Origin of the sequence: Streptomyces sp. MJM8645 (genome assembly GCF_001625365.1) — a bacterium.
Taxonomy (GTDB): Bacteria; Actinomycetota; Actinomycetes; order Streptomycetales; family Streptomycetaceae; genus Kitasatospora.
In genome coordinates this window covers 888,140-903,273 of record NZ_LJJF01000002.1, presented here as the reverse complement: position 1 = coordinate 903,273, position 15,134 = coordinate 888,140, and the positions used below count along the sequence as shown (strand labels likewise).

Here is a 15,134-nt window from a genome sequence, read left to right as displayed (position 1 = left end):
CCAGATGACCTACCTCTCCCGCGTCCGCATCAACCCCCTGCGCGCCGCCAGCCGCACCCTGCTCGCCAACCCCCGCGCCCTACACGGCGCCGTCACCGCAGGCATCCCCGACCCCGCCGCCGGCGACCGGATCCTCTGGCGCCTCGACGCCGACCACCCGCGCCGCCCCACGCTGCTGGTCCTCACCCCCTCCAAACCCGACTGGACCCACATCGTCGAACAGGCGGGCTGGCCCGACGCCGAAGGCGAGCACTACGCGGTCCGCGACTACAGCCCGCTGCTCGCCCAGCTCGCCGTCGGCCGCGAATTCGCCTTCCGCCTCAAGGCCAGCCCCGTCCAGAACACCTCCAAGCCCGCCAAGGCGAGCCCGCACCGCACCAAGACCGCCGCCGAACTCCACCACCGCTCCTACCGCATGGCCCACCGCACCGCCGCCCAGCAGCTCACCTGGTTCCTCGAACGCACCCAGCGCTGGGGCTTCACCATCCCCGAAGCGCGCACCGACAGCGCGGCGCCGGGCCTCGAACCGCCGGCCTCGGACACCCCCGCAGAGGCACAGCAGCCCGCCCGGGAGGCCCGGATCACCGACCGCAGCCGCAGCACCTTCACCAAGCCCGGCACCCACAGCCCGGTCACCCTCACCACCGCCACCTTCGAAGGCCGGCTGCGCATCACCGACCCAGGGCTCCTCCAAGCCGCCCTCCTCGGCGGCATCGGCCCCTCCAAGGCCTACGGTTGCGGCCTGCTCACCCTCGCCCCGCTGCCGACCGGACACCACTGACCGATGGCCGACATCTGGTGGAAAGCCCACCCCCACGACCTGCACCGCCTCGCCGACCGCGTCTCCAGCGTCTACGTCGAGCGCAGCCACATCGACCGCGACGAGAACGCCGTCGTCGTCATCAACAAGCGCGAGACCGTCCGCGTCCCGGCCGCCATGGTCGCCGTGATGCTCCTCGGCCCGGGCACCCGCATCACCCACGGCGCCGTCAACCTGCTCGCCGACTCCGGCACCACCGTGTGCTGGGTCGGCGAGCAGGGCGTGCGGATGTACGCCGCAGGACTCGGCCCCAGCCGTGGCGCGGCCCTCCTCAACCGGCAGGCCTGGCTGGTCAGCCGCACCAAGGAACGCCTCGCCGTCGCCCGGACCATGTACCGCATGCGCTTCCCCGGCGAGGACGTCAGCGCCGCCACCATGCAGCAGCTGCGCGGCCGCGAGGGCGCCCGTATCCGCAAGCTCTACCAGGCCGAGTCCCGCCGAACGGGTGTTCCCTGGAACGGCCGGGTCTACAAGGCGGGCGACGCCCACGCCGCCGGCGACGACCTCAACCGCCTCCTGTCGGCCGCCAACGCCGCGCTCTACGGGATCTGCCACGCGGTCATCACCGGCCTGGGCGCCAGCCCCGGCCTCGGCTTCGTCCACACCGGCCTGGCGACCTCGTTCGTCCTCGACATCGCGGACCTCTACAAGGCCGAATACACCATCCCCCTCGCCTTCGACCTCGCGAAGCAGGGCCACACCGAGGAACGCGACGCCCGGCTCGGCCTGCGCGACCGCATCGCCGAGGACAAACTGCTCGGCCGCATCGTCCACGACGTCAAGGCCCTCCTCAGCCCGGACGGCACCGAGATGCCGGACGTCGAGGTCAACGAACTCTGGGACGAACGCGTCGGCACGGTCCAGGGCGGCGTCAACTGGTCCGGGACGGAAGGCACGCCGACGCCCCCAGTCTCCGACCCGGGAATGGGAGACGAACACCTGGCCATCATCGGCCCGGAGTTCACCCAGGACACGGACAGCCCATGACCGTCATCATCCTCATCGCCGCCCCCGAAGGCCTGCGCGGCCACCTCACCCGCTGGATGGTCGAAGTCAACGCCGGCGTCTTCGTCGGCACCCCCAGCCGCCGCGTCCGCGACCGCCTCTGGGACCTCCTCGCCACCCGCATCGGCGACGGCCAAGCCGTCCTCGTCGAACCCGCCACCAACGAACAGGGCTGGACCGTCCGTACCGCCGGCAAGGACCGCTGGAAGCCCGTCGACTTCGACGGCCTGATCCTCTCAGCCCGCTCCCGCCGATAAACCCGCAGGTTACGAAGCGTAGGCCCTGCACGCGCGGGGATTGCTCCCCTTCCTGGCTGTCGTCGGCGACGGCCAGGCCGTAGGCCCCGCACGCGCGGGGATTGCTCCGCGTGGGCGTTGCGCACCGCGCCGGCCACCCCGTAGGCCCCGCACGCGCGGGGATTGCTCTGAATTCGCTCTGACCTAGGAGGGCTGCATGGCATCAGCCCCGCATACGCGGGGACGGGCTGCTTCAGGGGCGAAGTGCCCGGTGGAGGGCCTGTTTTCAGATGTGCGGTGCTCTGGGAGCATGGTGCGATGGATCATCGGCAGATAGTCAGTTCCGGCTCGCTCCTCGAACCCCAGATCGGCTTTTCCCGGGCAGTCCGCAAGGGGTCACACGTTGCAGTCGCGGGGACTGCTCCCATCGGGGACGGTGGGACGACCGTGGGGAAGGGCGATGTGTACGCCCAGACCGTCAGGTGTCTGGACATCGCGGAGGCCGCGCTGAAGGAGGCGGGGGCATCGTTGGGGGACGTTGTGCGGACCCGTCTCATGCTCACCGATGTGACGCGTTGGAAGGAGGCCGCGCGAGCGCACGGGGAGCGGTTCGCGTCGGTCCGTCCGGTCTGCACCGTCGTTGAGGTCTCACGCTTCATCGATCCCGAATGGCTCGTTGAAGTGGAGATCGACGCCATCCTCGACTGATTCCGGAAAGCGCTGGTCGCGGCCACACGTGGGTGGCTGCGACCAGCGCTGTGGTTTTTCGTAGCGGGCGGGTGTGCCGCGCGGCGCTAGGAGGCGGGGTGGTGGTGGCGGGTGTCGGCCAGGCCCTGCCAGCGTTCTGCGATGTCGGCGGTGCCTGCGGGGAGGTCGAATTGGTCGAGGATGCGCATGACGATGTGGTCGACGAGGTCGCTGATGCCGTTCGGGGTGTCGTAGAAGGCCGGCATCGGGGGGACGATGCGTACGCCCATCCGGGAGAGCGCGAGCATGTTCTCCAGGTGGATCTCGTTGAGGGGCGTCTCCCGGGGCACGAGGACCAGTGGGCGCCGTTCCTTGAGGGTGACGTCGGCGGCGCGGGTGATGAGGTTGTCGGCCATGCCGTGCCGGACGGCCGCGAGCGTCTTCATGCTGCACGGGACGATGGCCATCCCCGCGACCGGGTAGGAGCCGGAGGAGATGGTGGCGCCGAGGTCGCCGAACTTGTGTGTCACGTCGGCGAGTTCGGCGAAGTGCCGGGCGCTGTAGGGCGTCTCCACCTCGATGGTGGAGCGGGCCCAGGTGCTCAGGACGAGGTGGGTCTCCACCTGGGGTGCCTCGCGCAGGACCTGTAGCAGGCGGGCGGCGATCGGGGCGCCGGTGGCGCCGGTGACTCCGATGACGAGGCGGGTGGTGGGGGGTGTGGCGGGCACAATGTGCTCCTGGCATAGGGGGAAGGGGGGAAGGCCCGGAGGGTGAGGGTGAGGGAGGGGCGCACCGTCCCCTCCCCTCTCCGGCGGGCTACAGCGCCAGGACGCCCGCCCAGCGTTCGCGCAGCCGCTCGCGGGTGGCCTGGTCGACGCGGTTGGCCGCCGGGTACCGGTCCTTCCACGCGAATGGCTTGCACGCGTCGATGAGCACGATGCCCATCGACAGGTCGCCGGCGGCGAGCTTGTCGGGTGCGAGCCGCGGGTCGATGGCGGTGGTCGGCGCGCGCAGGACCTGGATGGACTCGGTCGGGTGGACGCGGGTGAACATCGCCCACAGCACGTGGTTGATGTCGGTGATGTCGATGTCCTCGTCGACCACGACGAAGTACCGTTCCATGCCGCCCGTGCGCTTGCGCCCGGCCGCCGCCAGCAGCGCGTGCATGGCGTCCCCCGCGCCGGTCTGCTCGATGGAGACGACCATCAGGAGCTGCCGGGCGTAGGCCCACACGCCCTTGACGTTCTGCACGCCGGACGCTTCCAGGTGGTCCCAGGTCAGCGACGCCGAGTAGAGCGGAACGGCCTGGTCGCCGGCCGGGATGGTCGGCAGCATCGGCGGTGCGCCCAGGATGATCGGGTCGTCGCGGTGCAGGATCCGGGTGACCCGGACGACGGTCTCCTGGCCCGAGTGCGTGTAGTAGCCGGTCCACTCCCCGAAGGGGCCCTCCAGGACGGACTCCTCCTCGACCGGCGGCAGTTCGCCCTCGATCACGATCTCGGCGTGCGCCGGGATCGGAAGCTCGCTGCCCGGCGCGTACAGGACCTCGACGCCCTCCCCGCGCAGCCCGCCCGCCAGGTCGTACTCCGACATCCCAGACGGTGCGGCGATCGCGGCGGCGGTCGACAGGATCGGGTCCTGGCCGACCACCACGGCGATCGGGCAGGTCCGGCCGCGCGCCCAGTACTTCTCGGCGATCGCCTTGGCGTGCCGGTTGCCGAGCATCCACAGCGACAACCGGTCGCGGCCCTGGACGCAGGCCCGGTAGGTGCCGACGTTGACCCAGCCGCTGTCGGGGTCACGGGTGATCACCATGCAGGCGGTGCCGATGTAGCGGCCGCCGTCCCTGTCGTGCCAGCGCGGGGTGGGGAAGATCCCGAGGTCCACGTCCTCGCCGACCAGGACGTTCTCCAGGACCGGGCCGGTGGCGACCTCCACGGGGGGAACGGGCTCGATCCGCTTGCTGAGGTCCTTCCAGGCCCGCACGATGTCGAGCTCGGCGGTGTCGTGCGGCAGCCCGAGCGCCACCGCGGTGCGGGCGGGCGTCCCCATGAAGTTGGTGAACACCCGGTACCCCGTGGGGAATCCCGGAATGTTGTCGAACATCAGGGCGGGGCCTTCCCGCTCCGCCAGCAGTTCGGTGATGCCTCCGATGTCCAGGTCCCGGTCGGCGCCGTCGATCTGGAGGACTTCGTCCTTCCCGAGGACCTCGGTCAGGTGGTCGATGTAATGCCGAAGATCACGGAATGCGCTCATCTGCCGTCGGGGAGCCGGGTGGTGTGCCCGGGTCTCCCCTCCTCCTCTTCCTCGCGGGTGGCGGCCGAGCCGCGGCGCGGCCGCCACGGGGATCGCAGTTCCGCGCGGACAGGTGCCGCGTCGGCCTGCGCACCGATGATCCGGATCGGCCGCGAGCGGGCGCAACGAGTCCGGGCGTACGTGCCGGATACCGCCCCGGGTAGGGTCTGGATCCGTGGAATCCCTCAATCTCCGGCTGATCCACGCCCTCCAGATCGACGGGCGCGCCCCCCTGCGTCGGATCGCCTCGGTGCTGGGCGTCTCCGAGCAGGTCGTCGCCCGCCGCTACGCCGCGCTGTGCGAGAGCGCCGGGCTGCGCGTCATCGGCAGGCTCAACCCCCGGCCGGTCGGGCAGACCGTGTGGGCGCTGCGGTTGCAGTCCGCCCCCGGCGCGTCGCTCGGCCTGGCCCGGGCCCTGGCCGCGCGGGAGGACACGCGGTGGGTCCAGGTCGCCTCCGGCGCCACCGAGATCATCTGCCATCTGGTGGCGCACCGGGACCGCGCCCAGGACGCGCCGGTGCACCTGCTCGATCGGCTCCCGGGGGTCACCTCGATCACCGCGCAGCGCGTGCTGCGGCTGTTCAAGGGCGGCCCGACCACCTGGGGCGCCCTGACCTGCGAGCTGGACCAGGACCAGCGGGACGCGCTCGCCCCCGCGTTCCCGCCTCCTGCCGTCCCACCCCCAACGTTCCCGCCCCCCGATGGGCGGCTGTCGTCGTCGCCGTCGCCGTTGGAGCTCACCGACCTCGACCACACGCTGCTCGCCGCCCTGGCCCGCGACGGCCGTACGACGTACGCGGCGCTGGCCGCCGAGGGCCGCTGCCACGAGTCGACGGTGCGCCGCCGGATCGCCCACCTGCGCGCGGCCGGAGCGCTCTTCTTCGTCGTGGACGTCGACGAGCGGCTATTGGGCAGCCCGACCACCACCGCGATCTGGATGTCGGTGCGGCCCTCGCACCTCGCCGCCGTCGGCGCAGCCCTGGCCGAACACCCCGAAGTCGCCTACGCCGCAGCCACCACGGGGCGGACCAACCTCCTCGCCGCCGTCCTCTGCCCCGACGACGAGTACCTGTATGACTACCTGACCGACCGTCTCGGCGCCCTCCCGGGCGTCGACACGGTCGAGACCGCCCCGATCGTCCGGACCCTCAAACGCGTCGGCACCGTCGGCCGCCACCGCAACCGGCCAGGCGGCACCCGGCGCGGCTGAGGCCTCGCCGAGGAACGACGGTCGATGGGCGATAGTCGATGGTCGACGGGCACGCGTAGATGCGGGACGATCCGCGCAACGACGAGCGACGGCGGGGAGTCTGATGATCACTCAGGGTGCGAAGATCACGACACAATGCGCGGACTGCGGCGGTGCGCTGGTCCGCGATGTCGGCCAGTTCCTGGACCGCGGACGGCTGTGCTGGGGTACCGAGGCCTCCTGCCGGACCTGCTCTGCGGCCTGGTGCGAGGAGGGCGACGGCGGGCCGACACCCGAGGAGATCCGCCAGGCGCTACTGGCGAAGCACGGACTGGCGCGCCTTCACCTCGTACAGCCCGAGCTGAGCCTCGTCCCGGTGCTGCGAGCCCTGCGCGAGGCCCACGGGCTGGCACTGGCGCAGGCACGGGCGATGGCCGTTGAGCTGAAGACGGCTAGTCTGGCGGGTACGCTCGTCGAAGTGGAGTTCACCGCCGCCGCCCTCCAGGACCGCTCAGTCGCGGTGACCGTCGAGACGTTGGGCGGCTGACCGCCCGGCGAGCCGTCCAGAACGGCCTGGGCGGCCCCGATCGAACAGAGGCCGCCCAGGACTTGATCTCCCGCATCTCCCGCATCTCCCGTTCGGACCGGGGCCCGGGGTTCGAGGGAGGAAGGGGAGGAAGGGGAGGAAGGGGAGGAAGGGGAGGAAGGGGAGGAAGGGGAGGAAGGGGAGGAACTGCTCCTACTCCGCCACCTGGACCTCGTCGGCCTGGAGCCCCTTCTGGCCCTGGACCGCTACGAAGGTCACCTTCTGGCCCTCAACCAGGGACTTGAAGCCGCTTCCCTGGATCGCCCGGAAGTGAACGAACAGGTCCGCTCCGGACTCCGGGGTGATGAAGCCGTAGCCCTTCTCGTCGTTGAACCACTTCACCGTGCCGTTCTGCCGCTCTGCCACAGCCACTCCTGGTTTTCCGAGGATCGAGGATCTACGAGACGCAACGTGCCGATCATGACAGGGCTCGGGCTCTCGGCGGGGCTGTAACGCGAAGTTGGTCGGTCCGTGCGGCGAGGAGCCACCCGGACCGGTGACGGCACCGCAGGTGCTGCAGGTGCCGGAGTCCCGGCAGCCGTCCCTCGTCCATCTGCACAGACATGATCGGGTAGCCCGGCGGGCCGGCCTGAGTACCCGTACTCAGGCCGGCCCGGCCGTGCCGCCGGAGCATGGGGGCATGCACCCAGCAGCAACACCGAGGATCGGCATCACCGCCGTCGGCTCCCACCTGCCGGCCCGGCGGCTCACCTCCCAGCAGCTCCAGGACGAGGTCACCGCCGGTGGCCGACTCGCCCTGCCGGAGCGGATGTTCGAGAAGGCGACCGGCATCCGCACCCGGCACTTCGCCGCCGACGGCGAGTACGCCTCCACCCTCGCGGTCGGCGCCGCCCGACGCGCCCTCGCCGCCCGGGGGCTGCGCCCGCAGGACGTGGACCTGCTGCTGTTCGCCTCCGCGACCCGGGACGTGTGCGAGCCCGCCACCGCCCACATCGTGCAGGCCGAACTCGGCACCCGTGCGCATGCGTTGGATGTCAGCAACGCCTGCAACAGCTTCCTCAACGGGATCGACCTGGCCCGCGCGATGATCCTGGCCGGCCGGGCCCGGCGTGCCCTGGTCGTCACCGGCGAGACGCCCAGTCGGGCCATGCTCCGCACGCCGTCCTCCCCGGCGGAGTTCCGGGACGGCTTCGCCGGCTACACCTTCGGCGACGCCGGGGCGGCCGTCGTCGTCGAGGCCGTGGAGCGGGGCGGCATCCTCGACGTCGGGACGGAGACGGCCTCCGAGCACTGGCCGGCCGGTGGCATCCCCGGCGGCGGCTCCCGCCACCCGCGCGGCGACGAGTACAGCTACTTCCGGGGCGGCGGCAAGGAACTGCGCGGCATCTTCGAGGAGATCGGCCCCGCGGCCCTGGCCCGGCTCGCCGCCCGCACCGGCCTCGGCTGGGACGACTACGCCCGGGTGCTGGTGCACCAGGTGACGATCCCCTACCTGGAACGCTTCGTCGAGCTGACCGGGGTGCCGGCCGGGAAGCTGGTCCTGACCGTGCCGGAACTCGGCAACGTCGCCAGTGCCACGCTGGGCGTGCAACTCGACCGAATACGCGACACGTTGGCGCCCGGCGACAAGGTGCTGCTGATCGGGCTCGGCGGCGGCGTCAGCCTCATGACCATGGTCTGGGAGGCATCGTGAGGACCGACCTGTGGGTGGTGGTCCCCGCCTACCAGGAGGAGGCCCGGATCGAGGGCGTGCTGCGCGCCCTCGCCGCCCAGCGCGACCGCGACTTCACCCTGCTCGTCGCCGACAACGGCTCCACCGACGGCACCGTCGCCCTGGCGCGCGCCTTCGCCGCCCACGCGCCGTTCCCGGTCGAGGTGGTGGTCGAGCCGGAGAAGGGCGTCGGCTCCGCAGTGGACACCGCCTTCCGGCACGCCGTCGCCCACGGCGCCACCCTGCTCGCCCGCACCGACGCCGACTGCCTGCCCGAACCCGGTTGGACGGCCGCGGCCCGGGCAGGGCTGGTCGCCTCCGGTGGGCTGGTCTGCGGCCGGGTCACCGCCCGCCACGACGAGCACGGCCCGGTCGGGCGCGCGGTGTTCCTGGTGCTGGTCGCGCTCGGCGCCTTCTTCGGCCGGATCCGGCCCGCCCACCGCCGCCGACACGGCTACCTGACCCCGTACCGGATGCACGCGGGCAACAACATGGCGATCACCGCCGAGCTCTACCTCGCCGTCGGCGGCATGCCCCGGCGGCCCTCACCCACCGACCGGGCGTTCCTCAACAGGGTCCGCCGGCACACCACGGCGGTGGTGCGCCGCCGCGACATGGTGGTGCAGAACTCCACCCGGCGCATCCGCGCGTACGGCGTGGTGGGCACCGCGCGCTGGTACCTGGAGCGCGGCGCGGGGCCGCGCGCCGTCGACGTGCGCTGACAGCGCGCGCGCCCCGTGCGCCCGGCGCCGCGCGCGCCTCGCTCCTTGCCGACCCTTTCCCGACCGGACCCGCTCCGTTCCGCTCCGCAGCCCGCCGAAGGACCCCGCCATGCTCGACCGGCTCACCCACGCCCTGCGCACCGACCACCCCGACCGGCCCGCCGTCCTGCGCCACACCCGCCTGGGCACCGTCCGCCCGGTGATCCGCCGCGGCGAACTCGCCGACCTGGCCGACGGCTACGCCGCCGCGCTGCACGCCCACGGCCTCGGCCCCGGCGACACCGTCGGCGTCGCCGTCCGGCCCGGACCGCGCGCACTGGCCGTCATGCTCGCCGCGCACCGGCTGGGCCTGCGCATCGCCGTCCTCGACCCGACCGCCGGGCCCGACGTGCTCGCCGCCCGGCTCACCCTGGCCCGCCCTGATCTCGTCCTCGCCGACGCCGCCGCCCAGGCGGTGGCCGGCTGGGCCGGGCCGCTCGCCCGCCGCGCCGACCTCGCCCTGCCCCGCCTCACCGCACTCGGCCCGGTCGCCACCCTGGGCCGCCGCCTGCCCGGCTGCGCGCCGCACCTGCGCCCTGCCGGCGCGACCCCGCCCGCCCGGCCTGACGGCGGCCCGGAAACGGACGCGGTGATCGTCTTCACCTCGGGCACCACCGCCCGCCCGCGCGCCGTCGTCCACACCCGGGACGGGCTGGCCGCCGGGCTGCGCACCGTCGCCGACCTGGTCGACCCGCGTCCCGGGACGGTCGTCCTCGGCGGGACGTTCTTCGTCCTCGTCCCGGCCCTCGCCGCGGGCGCCGCCGTCGTGCTGCCCGCCCGCCGCCCCGCCGCGCTCGGCCGCCAACTCGCCCGGCTCGACCCCGCCCACACCTACCTCACCCCACCGCAACTGCGCGCCGCCCTCGCCGCCGGTGCCCGCTTCACCGGCCGGGTGTGGACGGGCTCCGCCCCCGCCGACGCCGCCCTGCTGCGCCGGGTCAAACAGTCCGGCGCCCACCAGGCCTGGAGCGTCTACGCGCTCACCGAACTGTTCCCGGCCGCCGCCGTCGAGGAGGCGGACAAGAGCGCCCACGACGGGGACGGCGACCTGGTCGGAGCCCCCCTGCCCGGCGTCCGCGCCCGGATCGCCACCGGCGGTGAACTGCTACTCACCGGCCCGGGCGCCCGCCACCGCTACCTCGGCGAGGACCCCGACCCCTGGGTGCGCACCGGCGACCGTGCCGCCCTCACCCCCGACGGACGGATCGTCCTCGCCGGCCGCCTCAAGGACATGGTGCTGCGCCGCGCCGAGAACATCTACCCCGGCCTGTACGAACCGGCGCTGCACCTGCCGGGCGTCGAACTCGCCGTCCTGGTGGGCGTTCCGGCCGGGGACGGCGACGAGCGGCTGGTCGCCCTCGTCCAGCCGGCGCCGGGCACCGACCCGCGACGCCTGCGCGAGGCCCTGCGCGGGCCGCTCGACCGGATGGCAGCGGCCCGGCCGGACGCCGTCCTGTTCGGCGAGGTCCCGCTCGCGGGCCGCTCCCGCAAGCCCGACCGGGCGGCGGCCGCCGCGTACTGCGCACGGGAGCTGGCCCGGTGACCGACCCCATGACCGCACCGACGCCCGCACCGGTGAGCGCACGGACACCCCCGCCGCCGCCCGCACCGACGACCTCACCCGCCGCCGCCCGCCGGGCCCGCCGCCGGGACCGCCGGGTCTACCTGCGCAGCCACCCCTTGCTCTTCGCCCTGCTCGCCGCCACCCGCCGCCGCCCGGTGGTCCGGCTCGGCCGCACCGTGCTGGTGCACGGCACCGAGGCCTACCGCGAAGCGCTCACCAAGGTCCCGCTGGACCGCACCGCACCCGGCACCACCGGCGGCGCGGCGGCCGAACTCACCGACGGCGGACTGCTGTTCGACCAGGACGGCGCCGAACACCGCAACGCCCGCCGCGCCCTGGCCGGCGGCCTCGACACCGCCGCACAGCAACGGATCCGCCCGCACTGGCAGGCCGTGCTCGCGAAGCGGATCCCGGACCTGGCCGCGGGCGAGATCGAACTCGTCGCACTGGCGCGTGAGTTGGCCGGTGTCACGGCCGCCGCCCTGACCGGCGCGCAGTCCTGCCCGCACCGCCTCGCCCACGCCGCGGCCGAAGTCGCCGCCCACGCCGCTCGCGACCACCTCCCCGGCCCCCGCCGCCGCGGCCCGGACGCGGCCGCCGCCACGGTCGACGCCGCCGCCCGGCTCGCCGCCCTGCTGCCCGACGCGCCCGACGCGCCCGACGCACGCGACGCACGCGACGCCATGGTGGCCGTCGCCGCCGTGAACACCACCGTCGCCGCACTGCCCCGGGCCGTCGCCTGGTGCGCCGACGCCGGGCTCTGGCCGACCGTGAGCGAGACGACCGCACTCCGCCTCGCCGCCGAACTCCTGCGCCTGACCGCCCCGTCCCCGCTGCTGCCCCGGGTCGCCGCCGCCGACACCACCCTCGCCGGGCACCCCGTACGGGCCGGCGACCGGCTGGTCCTGGTCGCCCGGCACGCCGCCCGGGCCCACCGCCGCGGCCCGGCCGACGATCCAGCCGCCACCCAGGCCGTCTTCGGCGCCGGCCCGCACGCCTGCCCCGGAGCCGGTCTGGCCCGCGCCCTGCTCGCCGACCTCCTCCTGGCGCTCGCCCCCCACCACCCGGTCGTCACCCGCGCCCGGGTCGACCGCCGCAGCGCCCTGCCCGGCTACGCCGAACTCACCGTCCGACGGGGAAGATCCTGATGCACCTCGCCATCACCGGCGCCACCGGCTTCTGCGGCGCCCACCTCGTCCGCACCGCCGCCGCCCTGGGCCTCGAAGTCTCCTGCCACGGCCGCCGCCCCGGCCCGGTCGGCCACCACCGCCCCTGGGACGCCACCGAGGGCGACCCCGACTTCACCGGCGCCGACCTCGTCGTCCACTGCGCCGCCGCCGTCGCCGACCTGCCCCCGGGCGATCCCGCCGAAGCCCACCAGCACGCCGTCAACGTCACCGGCACCGAACGCGTCCTGCGCGCGGCCGCCGGCCGCCCCCTCGTCCACGTCAGCAGCGCCAGCGTCTACGACCCGCGCGCCGCCGCCCGCACCTCCCGTATCGCCCCCGCCGTCACCGAGGACCACCCCACCGCCGCCGGCCACCTCAACGCCTACGGCCGCACCAAAGCCGCCGCCGAACGCCTCGCCCTCACGGCCGGCGCCGTCGTCCTGCGCCCCCGCGCCGTCTACGGCCCCGGCGACCCCCACCTCGTCCCCCAACTGCTCGCCCGTGCCCGGTACGGCCTGCTCCCGCTGCCCGGCCGCGACATCCCGCTCAGCCTCACCGCCGTCGCCAACCTCACCGACGCCTGCCTGTCCGCCCTCGGCCTCACCGGCACCCCGCCCTGGCCGCCCGGCGCCTACAACATCGCCGACGCCACCCCCTACCGCCGCGACGACGCGCTGCGCCACGTCCTCACCGCCCACCGCCTCCCCGCCCGCATCGCCCACCTCCCCGCACCCCTCGCCCGCCTCGCCGCCCGCACCACCCGCATCCCCGGCCTCACCCCCTACACCGTCGACCTCCTCACCCGCAGCGTCGTCCTCGACCTCACCCGGGCCCGCACCCAGGGCTGGACCCCCACCCACACCCTCACCGACTACCACCCCTGACCCCCGGCCGGGCCCGGGCGCTGCGGCCGTGCCCATCCGACTCGCCGAGCCGTACCTCGCAGACCTTCTCCGCGCCAGCGACTGGTCAGGCCAGCTCGACGAATCGGTGGATGCGAAAGCACGTGAGGTGGTCGGGCTCGATGCTCGCCGAGTCCACCCGGTGGCGGCCGGCGCCGAGATCGAGAACGGTGCTGTCCGCGAGTGTCCCGACCTCGGTGCCGAAGTAGGCGGCGTCGAACATGACGAGCTCGCCCGTGGTCCTCAGCACGGGTCCCTTCTCCCACTCGGCGGTGGGAAGCCCGGCCAGAACGAGGTCGGCGACACCTTCCTCGCTCTCCGCATAGCACCAGCGGACGAGGACTCGGTGTTCGGGGAGGTAGGCGGTGGACATCGGTTCGTCCCCGAGGACGAGCGCCTCGGCTCCCTCCGGAAGGTCGAGGACACCGACGAGTTCCACCACTTCGCAGGCCCGGTCGTAGTCGCCCTCCGTTCCCGACCAGTGCGACAGGGCATCGCGTGGGACCACGATGAACGGGCCGCCCTCCGTCTCCAGCCAGGTCAAGGACATGCCGCCTCCAGTGCCACGATCCCCGTTCCGTCGCGACAGCGTATGCGCCCGGGCTGACATCGCGGCCTCGCGCCCGTTGTGGTCGGAGGTGCACGGTGACCAGCGTCGAGGAACTGACCACGCGGGCGACGCTCGGTTCGACCCGGGTGGTGCCGGTGGTCGGTCACGCAGTGGCCGCCCACGGAACTCGTCGCCACGTCCGGTCGCCCCGGTCGCGGGTGGAGTCGGGTGGTGGTACCTCGGTAGGCCGTCAGTTCCAGGGCGAGCGCCTCGACATCACAACGGCTGTTCCGACAGGCCGATGTCCGGACCTACCGGCATCGTTGCAGCACCTCGGCTCGCTGGCCTTCGCCGAGTTCCGGCCGGCTGGGCTCACCCCGGGGGAGAGGGGCGCGGAGCCGGTCAGGGGCGGGAGAGGCGGCCCCGTCGGGGGAGGCGGGCGATGAGGAGGATCGCGCTTCGGGCCGTCAGGTAGCCGAAGGCGGACGGGATGAGGAGCTGGGGCACCATTGCCGCGACCGACGCGTGGCCGCCGAGGAGTACGGGGGTGAGTACGGGCGGTGCCGCCAGGACGGTCGCGGCCAGGGCCGCGTTCCCGGCCGTCCGGGCGGTGAAGGCCAGGGCGGCGCCGGTGGCGAGCGGGGCCCAGGTGCCGAAGCCGGAGGTGAGGAGCCGCTCGGCGGACTCGCCGGTGATCGTGGCGCCGATGCCCAGGGCCGTGACCATGGCGGCGACCAGCCAGAGCCCGGCACCGGTCCTGCGGGTCCGGTCCGGCGGGGCGACCAGGAGGACGAGGGTGTTGAGCGCGATCAGCCCGAACCCCCGGGGGCCGAGGCCGAGTTCGGCCGCGGTGCGGAAGTCCAGGTCGAGCAGCCCGAGGCGGCACATGGCGTAGAACAGCGGTGCCAGTACCAGCGACACCAGGGCCAGGGCCCGTGCGGCCGACCAGCGGCCGGCCAGGACCGCGCACGCCGTCAGCACAGCGGGGACGAGCAGCGACGTCGCCGCCAGGATCGCGCCTCCCGCCGGGGCTCCGGCGGGGAAGCCAGGGGACTCGGGGCTGATGGCGAGCCGCAGGTTCCGCCACAGGTAGGTCGCCGCGTACGTTCCGGCCAGCATCGCGGCGAGCGGCGCCGCGGTGGCGAACGCCCGGCCCGGCGGCTGGTGGGAGACCATGCCCAGTCGGAGCCGGGCCCCGTGCCCGGCGACGTCGGCCACCTCGCGCAGTCCCGTCGCGGGGCCGGAGCCGGCGATCCGGTGCTGGGCGAGGTCGGCGACCTCCGCGAGTGCACCGGCGCCGTAGGAGGCCGGGTACAGCCGGAGGGCCCGTTGCAGCAGGCGCGTGTTCAAGGGGTGCTTCGAGGTCATGCCGTGCCTCCTGCGGGACGGGTCCAGGTCTGCGTCAGGCGCCGGTCGGCCTCGCGCAGTGCGGAGCGCAGGCGTTCGGCCTCGTTCCTGAGCGACTGTTCACCGTCCGGGGTGAGGGCGAACACGCGCCGGGGGCGCCCGTCCACCGTCTCCTCGCGTTCGACGCGGATCAGCCCCTCGGCCAGGAGCCGGTCGAGGGTGCCGTACAGGCTGCCGGCGCCGAGCCGTACCCGGCCTTCGGAGATCGCGGCGACCTCGTCCCCGAGCGCGTAGCCGTGCCGGGGCCGGTCGGCCAGAGCGGTGAGGAGCAGGAAGGTCGGCTCCTGCATG

17 protein-coding genes are annotated in these 15,134 nt (G+C 73.9%); 11 read left to right on the top strand and 6 right to left on the bottom strand.

Annotated elements, in window-relative coordinates; genetic code table 11:
* The first annotated feature begins 4 nt into the window (after nt 1-4).
* The 4 genes from cas6e to A6F73_RS34560 all read left to right on the top strand — a co-directional run bounded on the left by cas6e (nt 5) and on the right by A6F73_RS34560 (nt 2,769).
* The gene (gene cas6e, locus A6F73_RS34575; RefSeq protein WP_063352300.1) at nt 5-781 is read left to right on the top strand and encodes a type I-E CRISPR-associated protein Cas6/Cse3/CasE; all 777 of its coding nucleotides are present in this window, start codon (nt 5-7) and stop codon (nt 779-781) included.
* Between the two features lie 3 nt (nt 782-784).
* On the top strand, nt 785-1,807 hold the full coding sequence (gene cas1e / locus A6F73_RS34570; protein WP_063352299.1) for a type I-E CRISPR-associated endonuclease Cas1e: 1,023 nt from the start codon (nt 785-787) through the stop codon (nt 1,805-1,807).
* Complete coding sequence (cas2e, locus tag A6F73_RS34565) at nt 1,804-2,082, top strand: type I-E CRISPR-associated endoribonuclease Cas2e (RefSeq protein WP_063352298.1); 279 nt, start codon at nt 1,804-1,806, stop codon at nt 2,080-2,082. The genes cas1e and cas2e overlap by 4 nt, the downstream gene beginning before the upstream one ends.
* A 297-nt stretch (nt 2,083-2,379) precedes the next feature.
* Nucleotides 2,380-2,769, top strand: a complete 390-nt coding sequence (locus A6F73_RS34560; protein ID WP_063352764.1) for a RidA family protein — start codon at nt 2,380-2,382, stop codon at nt 2,767-2,769.
* Between the two features lie 86 nt (nt 2,770-2,855).
* Here A6F73_RS34560 and A6F73_RS34555 read toward each other — a convergent pair whose 3' ends face one another.
* Both A6F73_RS34555 and A6F73_RS34550 read right to left on the bottom strand, forming a co-directional pair.
* On the bottom strand, nt 2,856-3,476 hold the full coding sequence (locus A6F73_RS34555; RefSeq protein WP_063352297.1) for a UbiX family flavin prenyltransferase: 621 nt from the start codon (nt 3,474-3,476) through the stop codon (nt 2,856-2,858).
* 88 nt (nt 3,477-3,564) lie between these two features.
* The gene (locus A6F73_RS34550) at nt 3,565-5,004 is read right to left on the bottom strand and encodes a UbiD family decarboxylase (protein WP_063352296.1); all 1,440 of its coding nucleotides are present in this window, start codon (nt 5,002-5,004) and stop codon (nt 3,565-3,567) included.
* 214 nt (nt 5,005-5,218) lie between these two features.
* Here A6F73_RS34550 and A6F73_RS34545 point away from each other — a divergent pair, with 214 nt between their 5' ends.
* Together A6F73_RS34545 and A6F73_RS34540 are read left to right on the top strand one after the other, a co-directional pair.
* Nucleotides 5,219-6,253 carry an Lrp/AsnC family transcriptional regulator gene (locus tag A6F73_RS34545; protein ID WP_079136513.1) on the top strand — a complete coding sequence of 345 codons (1,035 nt, stop codon included), beginning with the start codon at nt 5,219-5,221 and terminating at the stop codon, nt 6,251-6,253.
* 103 nt (nt 6,254-6,356) lie between these two features.
* Nucleotides 6,357-6,779, top strand: a complete 423-nt coding sequence (locus A6F73_RS34540) for a hypothetical protein (protein WP_063352294.1) — start codon at nt 6,357-6,359, stop codon at nt 6,777-6,779.
* Nucleotides 6,780-6,971: 192 nt separating this feature from the next.
* On the opposite strand, the gene A6F73_RS34535 is transcribed toward A6F73_RS34540, so the two are convergent.
* Nucleotides 6,972-7,184 carry a cold-shock protein gene (locus A6F73_RS34535; RefSeq protein WP_063352293.1) on the bottom strand — a complete coding sequence of 71 codons (213 nt, stop codon included), beginning with the start codon at nt 7,182-7,184 and terminating at the stop codon, nt 6,972-6,974.
* 274 nt (nt 7,185-7,458) lie between these two features.
* Here A6F73_RS34535 and A6F73_RS34530 point away from each other — a divergent pair, with 274 nt between their 5' ends.
* From A6F73_RS34530 to A6F73_RS34510, 5 genes are all read left to right on the top strand, one after another.
* On the top strand, nt 7,459-8,472 hold the full coding sequence (locus A6F73_RS34530; protein WP_063352292.1) for a 3-oxoacyl-[acyl-carrier-protein] synthase III C-terminal domain-containing protein: 1,014 nt from the start codon (nt 7,459-7,461) through the stop codon (nt 8,470-8,472).
* Complete coding sequence (locus A6F73_RS34525) at nt 8,469-9,212, top strand: glycosyltransferase family 2 protein (protein ID WP_244293810.1); 744 nt, start codon at nt 8,469-8,471, stop codon at nt 9,210-9,212. Before A6F73_RS34530 ends, A6F73_RS34525 begins: the two co-directional genes overlap by 4 nt.
* Nucleotides 9,213-9,321: 109 nt before the next feature.
* A complete protein-coding gene (locus A6F73_RS34520; protein WP_063352291.1) occupies nt 9,322-10,794 on the top strand; it encodes a class I adenylate-forming enzyme family protein in 1,473 nt (490 codons plus the stop codon).
* On the top strand, nt 10,791-11,963 hold the full coding sequence (locus A6F73_RS44245) for a cytochrome P450 (protein ID WP_159398693.1): 1,173 nt from the start codon (nt 10,791-10,793) through the stop codon (nt 11,961-11,963). The genes A6F73_RS34520 and A6F73_RS44245 overlap by 4 nt, the downstream gene beginning before the upstream one ends.
* Nucleotides 11,963-12,868: an NAD(P)-dependent oxidoreductase gene (locus tag A6F73_RS34510; protein WP_063352290.1), complete on the top strand. Its 906-nt coding sequence runs from the start codon at nt 11,963-11,965 to the stop codon at nt 12,866-12,868. The genes A6F73_RS44245 and A6F73_RS34510 overlap by 1 nt, the downstream gene beginning before the upstream one ends.
* A gap of 85 nt (nt 12,869-12,953) precedes the next feature.
* Here the strand turns inward: A6F73_RS34510 and A6F73_RS34505 are convergent, their stop codons facing one another.
* From A6F73_RS34505 to A6F73_RS34495, 3 genes are all read right to left on the bottom strand, one after another.
* Complete coding sequence (locus tag A6F73_RS34505) at nt 12,954-13,436, bottom strand: Imm21 family immunity protein (protein WP_063352289.1); 483 nt, start codon at nt 13,434-13,436, stop codon at nt 12,954-12,956.
* A gap of 402 nt (nt 13,437-13,838) precedes the next feature.
* Nucleotides 13,839-14,804 (bottom strand): hypothetical protein, encoded by a 966-nt coding sequence (locus A6F73_RS34500; protein ID WP_063352288.1) that lies wholly within the window; start codon nt 14,802-14,804, stop codon nt 13,839-13,841.
* Nucleotides 14,801-15,133: a PadR family transcriptional regulator gene (locus A6F73_RS34495; RefSeq protein ID WP_079136622.1), complete on the bottom strand. Its 333-nt coding sequence runs from the start codon at nt 15,131-15,133 to the stop codon at nt 14,801-14,803. The genes A6F73_RS34500 and A6F73_RS34495 overlap by 4 nt, the downstream gene beginning before the upstream one ends.
* Nucleotide 15,134 lies beyond the last annotated feature (1 nt).

Bases quoted from the DNA above. Each gene is read 5' to 3' on its own strand.
- cas6e (WP_063352300.1), top strand. From the start codon at position 5: ATGACCTACCTCTCCCGCGTCCGCATCAACCCCCTGCGCGCCGCCAGC.
- cas1e (WP_063352299.1), top strand. From the start codon at position 785: ATGGCCGACATCTGGTGGAAAGCCCACCCCCACGACCTGCACCGCCTC.
- cas2e (WP_063352298.1), top strand. From the start codon at position 1,804: ATGACCGTCATCATCCTCATCGCCGCCCCCGAAGGCCTGCGCGGCCAC.
- A6F73_RS34560 (WP_063352764.1), top strand. From the start codon at position 2,380: ATGGATCATCGGCAGATAGTCAGTTCCGGCTCGCTCCTCGAACCCCAG.
- A6F73_RS34550 (WP_063352296.1), bottom strand. From the start codon at position 5,004: ATGAGCGCATTCCGTGATCTTCGGCATTACATCGACCACCTGACCGAG.
- A6F73_RS34540 (WP_063352294.1), top strand. From the start codon at position 6,357: ATGATCACTCAGGGTGCGAAGATCACGACACAATGCGCGGACTGCGGC.
- A6F73_RS34530 (WP_063352292.1), top strand. From the start codon at position 7,459: ATGCACCCAGCAGCAACACCGAGGATCGGCATCACCGCCGTCGGCTCC.
- A6F73_RS34520 (WP_063352291.1), top strand. From the start codon at position 9,322: ATGCTCGACCGGCTCACCCACGCCCTGCGCACCGACCACCCCGACCGG.
- A6F73_RS34510 (WP_063352290.1), top strand. From the start codon at position 11,963: ATGCACCTCGCCATCACCGGCGCCACCGGCTTCTGCGGCGCCCACCTC.
- A6F73_RS34505 (WP_063352289.1), bottom strand. From the start codon at position 13,436: ATGTCCTTGACCTGGCTGGAGACGGAGGGCGGCCCGTTCATCGTGGTC.
- A6F73_RS34500 (WP_063352288.1), bottom strand. From the start codon at position 14,804: ATGACCTCGAAGCACCCCTTGAACACGCGCCTGCTGCAACGGGCCCTC.
- A6F73_RS34495 (WP_079136622.1), bottom strand. From the start codon at position 15,133: ATGCAGGAGCCGACCTTCCTGCTCCTCACCGCTCTGGCCGACCGGCCC.